Origin of the sequence: Candidatus Kapaibacterium thiocyanatum, assembly GCA_001899175.1 — a bacterium.
In the GTDB taxonomy this organism is placed as follows: Bacteria; Bacteroidota; Ignavibacteria; order Kapaibacteriales; family Kapaibacteriaceae; genus Kapaibacterium; species Kapaibacterium thiocyanatum.
On sequence record MKVH01000024.1, the window covers coordinates 606,381 to 619,635 of the forward strand.

Annotated in this window: 10 protein-coding genes and 1 tRNA gene; 4 read left to right on the forward strand and 7 right to left on the reverse strand. The window is 60.7% G+C overall.

All coding sequences use genetic code 11. The features are described 5' to 3' along the window. Positions 1 to 279 precede the first annotated feature (279 nt). The 4 genes from BGO89_11165 (at position 280) to BGO89_11180 (ending at position 5,303) form a co-directional block, all read left to right on the forward strand. Positions 280 to 1,347 carry a hypothetical protein gene (locus BGO89_11165; GenBank protein OJX57062.1) on the forward strand — a complete coding sequence of 356 codons (1,068 nt, stop codon included), beginning with the start codon at positions 280 to 282 and terminating at the stop codon, positions 1,345 to 1,347. A gap of 7 nt (positions 1,348 to 1,354) precedes the next feature. Next, entirely contained in the window at positions 1,355 to 3,586 is a 2,232-nt protein-coding gene (locus tag BGO89_11170) for an ATP-dependent DNA helicase RecG (GenBank protein ID OJX57063.1), read from the forward strand. A 119-nt stretch (positions 3,587 to 3,705) separates the two neighbouring features. Next, positions 3,706 to 4,410: a hypothetical protein gene (locus BGO89_11175; protein OJX57064.1), complete on the forward strand. Its 705-nt coding sequence runs from the start codon at positions 3,706 to 3,708 to the stop codon at positions 4,408 to 4,410. 2 nt (positions 4,411 to 4,412) lie between these two features. After that, entirely contained in the window at positions 4,413 to 5,303 is an 891-nt protein-coding gene (locus tag BGO89_11180) for a hypothetical protein (GenBank protein OJX57065.1), read from the forward strand. Between the two features lie 3 nt (positions 5,304 to 5,306). On the opposite strand, the gene BGO89_11185 is transcribed toward BGO89_11180, so the two are convergent. From BGO89_11185 to BGO89_11215, 7 genes are all read right to left on the reverse strand, one after another. Next, complete coding sequence (locus BGO89_11185) at positions 5,307 to 8,729, reverse strand: hypothetical protein (protein ID OJX57066.1); 3,423 nt, start codon at positions 8,727 to 8,729, stop codon at positions 5,307 to 5,309. A gap of 16 nt (positions 8,730 to 8,745) precedes the next feature. Beyond that, positions 8,746 to 9,834: a hypothetical protein gene (locus BGO89_11190; protein ID OJX57067.1), complete on the reverse strand. Its 1,089-nt coding sequence runs from the start codon at positions 9,832 to 9,834 to the stop codon at positions 8,746 to 8,748. A 23-nt stretch (positions 9,835 to 9,857) separates the two neighbouring features. Next, positions 9,858 to 10,415, reverse strand: coding sequence for a hypothetical protein (locus BGO89_11195; protein OJX57068.1), 558 nt, complete (start codon positions 10,413 to 10,415; stop codon positions 9,858 to 9,860). 138 nt (positions 10,416 to 10,553) lie between these two features. Next, entirely contained in the window at positions 10,554 to 11,342 is a 789-nt protein-coding gene (locus tag BGO89_11200) for a hypothetical protein (GenBank protein OJX57069.1), read from the reverse strand. 55 nt (positions 11,343 to 11,397) lie between these two features. Next, positions 11,398 to 11,482, reverse strand: a tRNA-Ser gene (locus BGO89_11205). Positions 11,483 to 11,518: 36 nt separating this feature from the next. Next, positions 11,519 to 12,580, reverse strand: a complete 1,062-nt coding sequence (locus tag BGO89_11210) for a 2-amino-3-carboxymuconate-6-semialdehyde decarboxylase (protein OJX57070.1) — start codon at positions 12,578 to 12,580, stop codon at positions 11,519 to 11,521. A gap of 52 nt (positions 12,581 to 12,632) precedes the next feature. After that, a complete protein-coding gene (locus BGO89_11215) occupies positions 12,633 to 13,154 on the reverse strand; it encodes a 3-hydroxyanthranilate 3,4-dioxygenase (protein OJX57071.1) in 522 nt (173 codons plus the stop codon). Positions 13,155 to 13,255: the final 101 nt, after the last annotated feature.

The window sequence follows — 13,255 nt, forward strand, 5'->3', positions numbered from 1 at the left end:
CCATCGGCGTCATCGGATACGATGCGACCGAAGGAGCGTACGTAACGTATCCGTTCGACAATCACGGAGCCGTTGGTACGTATAAGGCCACCTCGACGGACGGAACGTGACGATCACGGGGAGATCGGGACGTTTTATCGGTACGTTCAACGACGAAGGAACGGCATTGTCCGGTACCTGGGAACGGTCAGACGACGGTTCGAATTGGGTATCTTGGATGACCGTCATACTGCAGAAGATCGACCAGCAGAACATTCATGCCTCCAATTTCAGAACGCTATGATCATCGAAACAGTAACAAGTCCGCGCCTGGATGTCGAAGCGGTGCGCAGTGGAGCCCTTACGAACGTGCCTGGCGATCACATGGTGATTTCGCGCTATCGTGATGGTGAGTGGTCCACACCGGCGATCCAGCCCTATGGGGACATCTCCCTGTCCCCCCTGGCCCTCGGCCTGCATTATGCGCAGACCGTCTTCGAAGGGATGAAGGCCTATCGCTGGCAGGATGGACGGGTGGCGATCTTCCGCGATACGAAGCATCACGAGCGCTTCAACCGTTCGCTCACCCGTATGTGCATGCCCACGGTGCCGCAGGAATTCTTCACGAAGGCGATGCCCGCGCTGATCGATTCCGATCGCGACTGGGTGCCGCCCGGACCCGATTCGGCCTACTATATCCGTCCGTTCGTCTTCGCCAGCGAAGAGCGCATGGGGATCAAGGTATCCGACGAGTACATCTTCATGATCGTCGGCGGCCCCTTCCGTCCTATCTACACACGTCCGCTCCGTGTCAAGGTCGAGCGCGACTTCGTCCGCGCAGCCGCAGGTGGTACCGGATCCGCCAAATGCGGCGGCAACTACGCCGCCGCGATGCTGCCCACGAAGCTCGCACAGCAGCAGGGATTCGATCAGGTACTGTGGACCGATGCCAGGGATCATCACTATATCGAGGAATCCGGAACGATGAACGTCTGCTTCATCGTCGACGGAGCCCTGGTGACGCCGGCCACGACCGATACGATTCTCGACGGCGTGACGCGAGATGCCGTCCTTACGCTCGCCCAGGACATGGGTCTGCGCGTCGAGGAACGTCCGGTAACGGTCGACGAACTGCGCGCGGGCATTCCCGCAGGGCATGTCACGGAAGCCTTCGGCGTCGGTACGGCCGCGAGCATCGCTCCCATCGGTGCCGTTTCCATCGACGGTGACGAGTTCACCCTCGACGTACAACCCGGCTGCACGATGTTCGCCCTCAAGCAACGCCTCAACGCCGTGCGCTTCGGAGAGATTCCGGATTCGCATCACTGGATGTCCATCGTCGACGGCGCTGCGAGCCAATGGAGATAAGGGCGGTATGAGCGATGCGCCAGCAGAGTCGCGCATCCTTCCGCTTCAGTACCTGAAGGGGATCGGCCCACGAAGGGCGGAAGCACTGGCCAAGGATGGTCTCGTGACGATCGAGGACGTGCTCCTGTACGTACCACGGAGCTACGTGGATCGTAATGCCGCACCCAGTATCGCCGCCCTGCACCAATCGTACCGTCGGCCCGATCTCTGGAACGGCGACGCTGCTTCCATCGCCAAGGTCACGTCGGAAGTGACGCTCATCGCCGCCGTGCACGACGTACGCGAAAGCACGGTGGGCAAGGGACGCCGCATGCTGTCCGTCGTCATCACCGACGGCAGCGGCAGTACGGCCAAGCTGGTATTCTGGAACATGGTCGACTACTACAAACGTGCACTGACCCAGGGCCAGTACGTCGTCGTGAGCGGTACTCCGGAATACGAGCCACGATTCAACCAGATCTCGTTCCATCATCCCGAGATCGAACGCATCGACGAGGAGGACATGGCCGACTACCGGTCGGGCGTGATCCTGCCGAAGTACACGCTGACGCAGGGCATGCGCAATGCCGGCATCACGATGCGGCTCATGCGGGACATGGTAGGGCAGGTCATCGACAAGGCCATCGGTACGATGGTCGATCCCGTACCCGTCGACATACGCCAGCGCCTGCGGATGATTCCACGCGATCGTGCGTTGAGGGAACTGCATTTCCCGTCGTCGCTGCAGGCCATCAACGATGCACGCCAGCGCATGAAGTTCGAAGAGCTGTTCTTCTTCCAGTTGCTGCTGGCCGTACGGCGGAGGTCGCGTAAACGTCCGGAGAACGGTCTCGTCGTATCGCCGAAGAGTCCTCGCGCACGGGCTCTCACGGAACGTCTTCCCTTTCAGCTCACCGGGGCGCAACGCCGCGTGATCCACGAAATCACCAACGATATGTCGTCCGGTGTGCCCATGAACAGGCTGCTCCAGGGCGACGTCGGTTCGGGCAAGACGATCGTGGCATTGCTCTGCATGCTCTGTGCGGTCGACAACGGATATCAGACGCTCATCATGGCGCCGACCGAAATCCTCGCGGAACAGCACTACAACGGCATCCGGCGGTTGCTCGACGGGACGGACATACGGATCGTCCAGCTCGTCGGTGGACAGAAGAAGGCCATGCGCGCAGCGGCGCTGAGCGAGATCGCGGCAGGCGAGGCCCAGATCATCGTCGGTACGCATGCCATGTTCGAAGCCGACGTCCGGTACAGGAACCTGGGTCTGATCGTCATCGACGAACAGCACCGGTTCGGTGTGGCACAGCGTGCCGCATTGCAGCGGCTCGGCAAGGACTCGCACGATGAGGGGCCGCGGGTGCCGCATATCCTCGTCATGTCCGCTACGCCGATTCCCCGTACGTTGAGCATGACCGTCTATGGTGATCTCGACGTCTCCGTCATCGACGCCATGCCGGCGGAACGCCGCCCGATCAGTACCCACGTCGTCTTCGAATCGCAGATCTCCGACGTCCACCGGTTCATCCGCGAGCAGGTCGCCGAGGGCCGCCAGGCCTACATCGTCTATCCTCTCGTGGAGAAGAGCGAGAAGCTCGAGCTGAAGTCCGCGGTCGAGCATCACGAGACGCTTCAGCATGAAGTGTTTCCCGATCTCAAGGTCGGCCTCCTTCATGGACAGATGCTCTGGTACGAGAAGGAGGATGCGATGAAAGCCTTCCTGAACAGGGAGTTCGACATTCTCGTCGCCACGACCGTCGTCGAAGTCGGCATCGACGTGCCCAATGCCACGGTCATGCTCGTCGAGAATGCGGAACGGTTCGGTCTGGCCCAGTTGCATCAGCTACGTGGCCGGGTGGGCAGGAGCGGTCACCAGTCATATTGCTTTCTCGCAACGAAGGATCATTTCCGGTACCAGATCAATCGAAGGACGACGGTCGAGGACCGGGCTGCCTCCGTCATCAGACTGAAGACGATGGAGGAGACGACGGACGGCTTCCGCATCGCCGAAGTCGACCTGTCGTTGCGGGGTCCGGGCGACGTGCTGGGCACCAGGCAAAGCGGTTTGCCGGAGTTCAGATTCGCCGATCTGGTAACGGACGTTCCGGTGATCGCTCGAGCGAGAGAGGAAGCCTTCGGTCTTCTCGAACGCGATCCTCACCTGCGTGCGCAGGAACATCGGCATGCCAGGGAAGTTCTGATCGCACTGTTCGAAGGAGCCTCCGGCTTCGTCAGCGTCGCGTGAAGGGCATCGGTCTTGCCGATCCCGGTCCGTAACTCGCTTCGCGACACGGCGCCAGGTGTGGAGAACGATCCACCGGACGTATCCTTCGGGTTCATCGCAGTGACGTAACTTTGTACTCTATGTTCGTTCAGCCGACACGTGAAATATTGCCTGTTGACGATCCGCTGACACTCGGATTCAACGTCAACGAAATCTTCTACTCGATCCAGGGAGAAGGTACACGTGCCGGCGTTCCCTGTACCTTCGTCCGTCTGCAGGGCTGCAAGCTCCGATGCGTATGGTGCGACACGCCCTATGCCCTGGACAAGCGCCATCGGGAGCGGTCGATGACAGGCGCCGACATCCTTGCCGAAATCGAACGCATCGGATGCCGGTTCGTCGAGTTCACGGGTGGGGAACCACTGGAGCAGATCAACGTCTTCCCACTCATGGCGCTGCTGTGCGACAAGGGCTATACCGTCGCCGTGGAAACGGGCGGTCATGTCGACGTCTCACTCCTGGACCGCCGCATCGTTCGTATCCTCGACGTCAAATGTCCTGATTCGAAGATGTCGTCGCTCAACTACTGGCCCAATCTCGACGTTCTCGATGCCAACGACGAGGTGAAGTTCGTGATCGCTTCGCGCGACGACTACGAATGGGCCCGCGACGTCGTCCGCAAGTATGCACTGGGAGAACGTACGGCAGCGGTCCTGTTCTCCTGTGTCTTCGATGCCGTGCCCTTCGTCGATCTCGTGAACTGGATTCTCGAAGATCACCTTCCCGTGCGGTTCCAGTTGCAGGTGCACAAGTTCGTGTGGGATCCTCAAACGCGGGGAGTGTAGCGATGATCGTCCGCAGCATCATGGTCTGTATCTCCATCTTCGCCTCCTTCTGCGTGGCGAAGGGCCAGGCCATGTACGATGCCGAAGATCTCATGAACAAGTATGCCCTGCCGGTACTGTGGGTCGGCGTCAATTCGGCGGCGGACGACTATGCGCCGTCCTTCGATCCCGTACACGGAAGACTCTGTTTCTCATCGGAACGCACCGAATGGGCTACCGTCTATTCCTGCGATCCGCCACGTGCACTCGATGTATATGTCGACGTCGTACCCGTTGCCGGTACCTTCAACCAGATAGGGCAGCACAGGGCCTTCGTCTCGTTCGCCGATAATGGCGAAGGTGTGGGGGCGGCCTTCCTCATGCATTCGAGACGTTCCTATATGGGAATCGTCAACATCCTGCGCGACGGGGGGCAGGTCAACTGCGGTCGTGCCCTCGACGTCTGCAATGGCGAGTTCTTCTCATCCCACCCGGCCATCTCGCCCGATGGCACGCGTCTCGTCTTCTCGAGTGACAGGGGAGTCAGCCGCGGCCTCGATCTGTGGATGAGCGAGCGGACGGTGGACAGGGACTGGACGGAACCGGTCCTCGTCAACAACGTCGTGAACTCGGAGGGCAACGAGATCACGCCCGTCTTCCTTTCCAACGATTCACTGCTCTACGCTTCGAACGGATACGGCGGCAAGGGAGGCTATGACATCTTCCTTTCCGTCTTCCGTGATGGCATGTGGCAGGAACCGGAGCCTCTCGAATGGCTCAATTCCGAGTTCGACGACAGCGACTGCGCACGGTTGCCCGACGGTACCATCGTCTTCGCATCCAATCGCCCGGGCGGCACCGGTGGTCTGGATCTCTACGTATCCCGACGTCGTGTCCAGGCTGCACGCCAGTGATCGTCACTCCATCATCAGCGTACCGATGTCGAGCGTCTGCTTGTTGCCGGTCAGCGGCAGCGTGATCGTCTTCTTCGTTTCGTTCGGCTTGCCGTAGTGCGTGTAGAGCTCGAGCTGTATCGTGGCGGGACCGCTCGCACGCTGACGGCTATTGCCGTAGTAGTTGGCCTGTACCTTGTAGGCACCTTTCGCCGCATTCTTCAGCAGGAATTCTTCGGGACCGTATCCGCCGGTCAGATCGCGTGAGATGCGTCCGCCGATGGTCGTTTCCCTGTGGCCATAGAAGCACTTCTCACCGCTGGGATCCGTGACCCACATATCGACGTCCGTATTGTCGGCATCCCACGCGAGGACGATGCGCACGTCGACCGGCATGTTGCCGATGAATCTCGGATCGACGACCGTCGTGTCCACGGACAATCCGTTCTTCGCGACGAGATGATTCAGTTCGTTGAGGGCGATCATCTCGACCTCGGGGAAGCGATTGTCCCACGGACGATCGACGACGGCGTAGAGATAGCGGATGGCGTCGGGATATCGCTTCGCAGCGGCGAGTGCCAGACCGAGATCCCTGTACGATTGCGGTTCTTCGCCACGTATACGCAGGACGTCTTCGTACATGAGGACTGCGAGGTCTGCATGCCCGAGTTGCAGCAGCCTGCCGGCAAGGACGCGCAGTTGCTCGTGATCCTCGGCCTTGAGCTCGGCGATATTGGAGAGGACGCGCAGGGCCTCGGCCAGTCTGCCCTTCGAGCGCAGGATGTCCGCGGCGTCGAGATAGAATTGCGGCGAGTTCTCGTACTGCGGCCTCAACGTCAGGTAGATACGGTAGGCATCGGCAGGCTTCGCAGCCTTCATCGCAGATAGATAGGACGTCGATGAATCGCTGTCGATCAGCATGATTCTGCCCGACGTGGTCGCGGCGGTGGCCTCCTTCTTGAATCGGTCCGTCGTTCCTTCACGGTTCTGCGGGGACTTCGCAGGCATCAGGGCATCGGACGATTCGGGGGCGGCGGGCAGAGGGGTGGTGAGTGCACGTGCCGTTTCCGTAAGCGTGACGTCGTCCGACCGCTGCGAGACTTCGGCTTCGACGACGGGCTCTGCCGCATTGCCCGAGCCCGCGGCGAATCCGTCGCTCAGTTGATCCGTGATTTCGACCGCTTGTGTGCGAACGACGGCACCGGACGCTCGGCTGCCGCGGATGTTGAAGCCGTTGCCCTTCACGGATGCTGCGGGCAGCGGACCTTCTCTATCCATAGCTCCATTGCTCTCGTAGAAGTCGATGACTCCACGCCGGAATCGCGCATCGACCGTTTGCTCATGGCCTGGCAGAACGGTGAGATTGGTCGAAACCGTGTCACGTACCGCTCCGCTCGCCGGCATGTTGATGCGGACGGTATAGTCGCCTGCCGGAACGTTCGTGATATAGTACGTGCCGTTATTTCTCGTGAGGCCACCTCGGGTGGTGCCGAGGATGCGAACGGTCGCACCGGAAACCGGTTTGCCGTCGGTGCCCGTGACGAGTCCGCGCAGGATACCGGTGGTTCCGTTCCTGATCTTGAGAGGAACGGGCGTCTTGAACGTGAAGGCCGTACTGTCCGGTTCACGCATCGGGATGTCGGTGACCGGTGGTACATAGGGCTCGAAGACCCTGTCATACCACTCCTTGCGTTGATTCCACAGTGCGAGCATCTCTTCCTTGTGGAGCGATCGGCGGCGTACGCTGTCGTCCACGATACCCTTGCGGCGCTCCGTCCATTGTGCGAGGAGAGCGGGCTCGCTTGCGGGCGGTGCGATGTTGAAGCGAACGTAGTCCTCCAGTAGTTCCAGCACGATCAGCGACGTTCCCTGCGTGACGATGCCGAAGCGCTGTCCGATCGCGGTGATGGCCGCCTCGTTGCGTACGGGATCGGCGCCGTAACGGCCGAGTTCGCTGTGTGCCCAGAGACGCGCGACGGTCGTGCCCGAATCGAAGTCCTCGCGACCGGAGATACGGATGCGCTCGAGGCGTGCCGTGCCCGGACCGGATTCGAACTGAAGCTCGATCACGGCTTCGTCGGACTTCAGGATGCCACCTACGGTGATCATGTCGTTCGCGACCTGTCCTCCGACAGGGTAGAGGCCGTCGACGTCACCCTGTTCGACGCGAACGGACGCAAGGCGTACAGGACGATAGGCGAGAAGATCGACGGCATCGTCGATCGTGCCTTCGGCGAGATTCAGATACGATCCGCCGCTGCGACGTGCGATGTCGGACAACGACGCATGATTGGCCGTCGTGCTGCTCGCGATGGTGATGACTTCGGCGTCGCCCGGCGGTGCCGATGCAGCGCCGAACGTCGATATGCCATCGGAGAAGAGCAGGTAGAGGTCCGTGCCTCCTCCTGCCAGTGGTGCGGTGGCGAACTGCGTACCGCCGTCGTAGACCATCGAACGCAGGGCCGTCCGCAGAGCGGACCAGTTGCCGGACGTGATCCTGAATTTCTGCACGGGCAGTGCACCGATGGCGAACGGTGCGAGTGTGACGTCGACGTTCGGATAGAGACGGAAGAGATTGTCGAGGACGTTCAGCTCCTTGTCGATGTCGCGCTTCATGCCCGAGAGCGAGGCATCCCAGGCGAGCGTGATACGGGACGGGGCGATACGGCGTGTCCGTTGCGACGGGATGCCGAGGAAGGTCGCGAAGTACTTCCGTCCGTCGAAGTCGTTGACGGCCGTGAATGTCTTTCCCGACGTCACGGGAATGAGACATTGGAACAGGCGGTCGATGACGGCATTCTCCAGATGCGTTTCCGCGTGGTAGGTACGGCCGTTCGGCGTGAAGTCGACGTCCTTCCAGTCGCTGCCGCTGAGGACGGGCCGTGTGCCGAAGGCCGCGACGTCCATGACGAAGGAGAACGTCCGCACCGTATCGGTGAAGGCGAAGGGCAGGGAATACAGATAGCCGTCCGACGAAGCGCGGAGTTGCTGTTCGTAGGCGATGACGATGCGGCGCGTTCCGTTGGCTGGAAGCGGATAGATACGCGAGCGGAAGGTATTGCCGCGCGTCCATTCCATCAAGGCGGGATCGACCTTCCGCTTGATGATGGCCTCGAAGGTCGCACGCGCCTTCTCCTTCGGAACGACGACGCCATCACGGACGTGTCCATTGATGTCGAGGGCGAAGCGGCTGATCGTCTGTCCTTCCGTGATCGGGAACTCGAACTCGCCTTCGAGGATGCGGGGGAACGGATTGTGGACCGTCATATCCATCGTCGTCACGGCCAGTGTGCCCGTGATGCGTACGGAGACGTCGAGCTTGACGACGCGCAGGGTTGTCGACGTTCCGTTCTCGTTGACGACGACACCGGGCATCGTCGATCGTTGTGCCGTGGCGAGGACGGGCAGGGAAGCAGCGAGGAGCAGTGCGAGGAAGATCGTTTTCATGATGATGCTCCTTGAATCAGCGTTGGATGAGAAGTCGTTGGATCATGCGGTCCGCCCGGCCGTCTGCCTGGATGACGACGAGGTACATGCCCGCTGCTGCGTCGTCGAGTCCGGTGATCGGTATCCGGTGCTGTCCGCGTTGCATGCTGCGTGCATTCCAGAGCGTGGCGATCTCCCGGCCGTTCATGTCGACGACGATGGCCGAGGTGGTGAGGTCCGACCGCAGGTCGAGATTCAGCATGGCCGTGCCGGACGTCAACGGATTGGGAGAGATGGTCGCAGCGCCGAAGAGCGTCGTCGTCTGCCGTTGGGTAAAGTCGTCGACGGCCTTGGTATAGCGGGACGGGAGCAGCGGCCGGTGCGGATCGGCGACGGCGGCGGCATCGAACCACAGCACCGCATAGGTCCGTGCGTCGGGCGTGAGCGGGATGCGGATGCCGATCATGTCGTTGACGGACGTGACCAGACGCGTCGTCTTCGTCTGCTGTACTGCATCGCGTCGTTCGGCATCGTCCTTGTTCCACCATGAGGCATGGATGTCGTTCCCATGATAGAGCTGGACCATGCGTGCATAGGGGGGAACGGGGCCATCCTCCGGCGAATCATGCCGGCGTGCTCCGATACCGTTGGTGCGGATGGTGACGATGTCCTCGTTCTGCCGATATCGGATGCGGTCACCTTGTACGTCCAGGCCGAGGCGTTGCAATTCCGCCCGGCTCAGTTCCATCGTCGGAATGGTCATTGCGGATCCGTTCGATTCGTCCGCCGAGGCGGTAGCAGGGGCAGGGAGCGGAACCGTCTTGTTCGCCGGGATCGCCGGAGGTGTATGGGCATCGGTGACGTTCCCCCGTTCCGCCGCAGCGTGTGAGGCGGCAGGCGGAGTGAGCGGTTCGGGGGCATCCGGCCACAAGGCGATGGTGGCTACCGTAGCCGCGGCGGCCAGGCTACCGGTGATGATCCACGGTATGGACGTCGGTTGTGCGGTGGGAGGGGGGGGCGACTGCAGGAGGGACCGTACGTCGCTTTCGGACAGTAGCGGCGTCGAGGGAGGGGCCTCGTCCTTCAGGGCCTGTAGTGTCGAGCGGAGTGATTGGTTCGGATTCATGACGGATTCCACTGTAGTCGTGATCACAGGAGTTGGGTGGTCGGGAAGGCCTGGGGCACCGTTTCGGGAACGGGGAGATCGTCGTGAATGCCGAGCCGGTCGGCCAGCATCCGCCGTGCGCGCATCAGGCGTACCTTGACGCCGCTGACCGTGCCGCCCTGGACGCGTTGTATTTCCGTGACGCTCAGGCCGTTGATCTCGAACAGCACCAGGGCCTCGCGATACTTGTGTGGCAGCGTCTGGAGCGCCTCACGGACGAGTGAAAGTTCGGTGCTCCGTTCGGGCGAAGGAGTGGAGGACTCGAGTGTTTCCTGAAGTTCCTCGCTGTAGAGGCCGAAGAACTTCGCCCGCACGAACTTGCGCTTGTACATGTTGGAGGCGATCGTGAACACGTAGCTCTTGAATGCTGCGTGGTCGCGCAGGGTATCGAAATGCTGCCATGCGGCGAGAATCGTGTCCTGCATGAGGTCCCGGGCTGCGTCCGTGTCGCGGGTCATGTTCAGTGCGAACTTCTCCAGCCTTGCCTGCACGGGGCGCAGGAGGTCCATGAACTCCTGCTGCCGGTCGTACGTCTCGTCCATACCGTTCCCGTTCGTGTGATGGTGATTCATGCCGTGGGAGGCACGACGCCCGCAGGCGGTTACATCGGTCCTGCGATCCTGCACAAAAAAGAAAAGGGCACCCGCGGGTGCCCTTCCGGAATCGTCGTGATGGTGTGCTTACTTGATGGAGTAGCGGACGAGGACGTTGCTGCTGCCGTCGATGTCGACGTTGCCGAACGAACCCACGGTGATCTTGCTCGGAGGCGTGAGCGTCTTGACGATACCGATGTTCTTGGCTACCCATACGTCGGTGTTCGTCGAGATCGGTACGGTGATCGTACCGAAGATCGGATTCTGCGTGTCGATGCTGAGGTCGATCTTCAGCGTCGTCGTATAGTGGAGCGTCGTGACTGCCGTACCACCGACGGTGAGGGTTTCGGCACCGACCTTCTTGCCGGTGAACTTCAGCTTGGCCGTTCCCTTCATGCTCATGCCCTGATACGTCAGGGGAATGTCGCTGATCGTCTCGTCGAGGGATGTCCATTCGGCCGTTGCGTTGGCATCGGCCATCAGCATCCAGCGTGCACCGAGATCCACGCCGCTCATGCCCGTGATGCCGTCGATCGCGAGTTCGAAGTAGCGATACGTCTTGGAAGCGTCATTGCGGAAGTAGACCGTGTCCATCGACATCGTTTCGCCGACGGTACTGTGCGTGACGAATTCGGTCGCGACCTGGCCACCGACGGTGACGTTCGTGCGGTTGACGAAGGTGCTGTCCACACCCGGATTCTTTTCCGTGGGATTCGATGCGTCGCCGCTCAGTTCCTTGGTATCGGATACCCAGTAGGAACCCTGCGTCGTCGGGAAATAGTTCGAGTTGTCGGGAGTGGGGTTGTTGTTCTTGTCGTCCGAACACCCAACCATCACGAGGGTAGCTGCTGCTACGAGGGAAGCGATGCGCTTCATTGTGGTTGCTCCGAAGTTCCGAATTGTCCCACGTACGGTGGGTGTTGAAAAAATGTCGCGGAGGGCGAGGGACTCGAACCCCCACAGGCTTGCGCCCGGCGGTTTTCAAGACCGCTGCAATACCATTATGCGAGCCCTCCAGGCGCTGCAAAACTACAGGTTTTTGCGAAACGGACTCATTCGTAGACCGTCGAATCGTCCGGCAGATCCTTGGGTGTAGGCCTGGTGTAGTCTTCGGCGCGGAGGCTCAGGAAATCAAGAACGGTACCGGCGAACAATTGTTGCTTGATCGTTTCGGAAAGGTCCGCCATGTCCTCGATGAACTTGCCGTGTTCGAGGTCGCCGAGAGGGAAGGGATAGTCCGTTCCGTAGGCGATTCTCTCCGGACCGAGCAATGCCATGAGGAAGCGCAGGGCGTCGGCATTGTGCGTGATGCTGTCCACCCAGAACTTTCCGATGTAGTCGGTCGGATCCTGGACACGGTTGACGTTGCAGAGGTCGGGCCGCGCGTGATATCCATGGGATATACGACCCACTGTGAACGGAAACGTCCCACCTGCATGTGCAAACATTACCTTCAGGTCCGGAAACGCGTCGAAGACGCCACCGAAGAGCATGGAGCTGATGGCGAGCGTCGTCTCCGCCGGCATGCCGACGAGCCATTGCAGGAAGTAGCGGCTGGTGCGGTCCGCGCCCATCATGTCCCACGGGTGGACGAAGATGCCGACGCCGAGATCCTGTGCAGCCTCCCAGAGGGGAAAGAGGGTCTTGTCGTCGAGGTTCTTCCCGTTGACGTTCGTTCCGATCTCGATGCCTGGGAGGCCGAGCTCGAGCTTGCACCGCTTCATTTCCTTGACGGCGAAGTCGATGTCCTGCATCGGCACGGTGCCGAGGCCGATGAACCGTTTCGGATCGTCGGCCACGACGCCGGCGAGGTGATCGTTCAGGAAGCGGCTCCAGTCGAGGCCGTCGGCAGGCTTGGCCCAGTAGGAGAAGAGGACGGGGACGGTACAGAGGACCATGGTGTCGACCTGGTGCCGGTCCATGTCCTCGAGTATCGCTTCGGGATTCCAGCAATTCTCCTCGATTTCACGGAAGAACGTCCCGTCGTCCCGCATCATCTTTGCCTTGCCCTGCGTGAAGTGATCCAGTTCTATGAATCCGCCGTATCCGTAGCGTTCCTTCAGCGAGGGCCATCGTTCGGGGAGGATGTGTGCATGACAGTCGATCTTGAGCATCGTCGATGATGTTGGTGGGAGAATGATTCACTGAAGAAGAAGGGATGCGGCTTCAGGCCTTGGCGGGTGGTGCCATGACGGTGCCGCATTTCGAACACGTGCGGTGCTCGAGCGAGCCCCAGTAGCGTTCGAAGAGCGGGGGGAGCTGCGTCACGATGTCCTTGAGAGGCAGGTATTCTTCGTATAGCTTGTTGCCGCATCGCTCGCAGAACCACATGAAGGCATCGAGCTCCTGTTCCGTACGCTTGCGTTCGATGACGAGGCCGATGGTGTTGGCCGGACGCTGCGGCGAGTGCGGCGTTCGTGGCGGAAGGAGGAAGATATCGCCCTGTCTGATGTGGATGTCCTTCGGAACACCGTCGTCGATGATCCTGACGGTGACGTCGCCTTCGAGTTGATAGAAGAACTCCTCACCCTCATTGTAGTGATAGTCCTTACGGGCGTTGGGCCCGCCCACGACCATTACGATGAAATCGGTGTCTTCGTAGACCTTGGCGTTACCGACGGGAGGCTTCAGCAGGTGCCGGTGGTCGTCGATCCATTGCCGGAAATTCAGCGGGGGGATAACTGCCATGACTATACCTCGTTTGGACCTGAGTAAGTTTGAACCGCTGTCCGGGAACACGTGGACGTGCCATCGGGACGCAGGCTACAGAAAATACGGAACTCGCGCCT

What these genes read in the sequence shown, in the direction of transcription:
- BGO89_11165 (OJX57062.1), top strand. Translation starts at nt 280, where the DNA reads ATGATCATCGAAACAGTAACAAGTCCGCGCCTGGATGTCGAAGCGGTG.
- BGO89_11175 (OJX57064.1), top strand. Translation starts at nt 3,706, where the DNA reads ATGTTCGTTCAGCCGACACGTGAAATATTGCCTGTTGACGATCCGCTG.
- BGO89_11180 (OJX57065.1), top strand. Translation starts at nt 4,413, where the DNA reads ATGATCGTCCGCAGCATCATGGTCTGTATCTCCATCTTCGCCTCCTTC.
- BGO89_11215 (OJX57071.1), bottom strand. Translation starts at nt 13,154, where the DNA reads ATGGCAGTTATCCCCCCGCTGAATTTCCGGCAATGGATCGACGACCAC.
- BGO89_11185 (OJX57066.1), bottom strand. Translation starts at nt 8,729, where the DNA reads ATGAAAACGATCTTCCTCGCACTGCTCCTCGCTGCTTCCCTGCCCGTC.
- BGO89_11190 (OJX57067.1), bottom strand. Translation starts at nt 9,834, where the DNA reads ATGAATCCGAACCAATCACTCCGCTCGACACTACAGGCCCTGAAGGAC.
- BGO89_11170 (OJX57063.1), top strand. Translation starts at nt 1,355, where the DNA reads ATGAGCGATGCGCCAGCAGAGTCGCGCATCCTTCCGCTTCAGTACCTG.
- BGO89_11210 (OJX57070.1), bottom strand. Translation starts at nt 12,580, where the DNA reads ATGCTCAAGATCGACTGTCATGCACACATCCTCCCCGAACGATGGCCC.
- BGO89_11195 (OJX57068.1), bottom strand. Translation starts at nt 10,415, where the DNA reads ATGGACGAGACGTACGACCGGCAGCAGGAGTTCATGGACCTCCTGCGC.
- BGO89_11200 (OJX57069.1), bottom strand. Translation starts at nt 11,342, where the DNA reads ATGAAGCGCATCGCTTCCCTCGTAGCAGCAGCTACCCTCGTGATGGTT.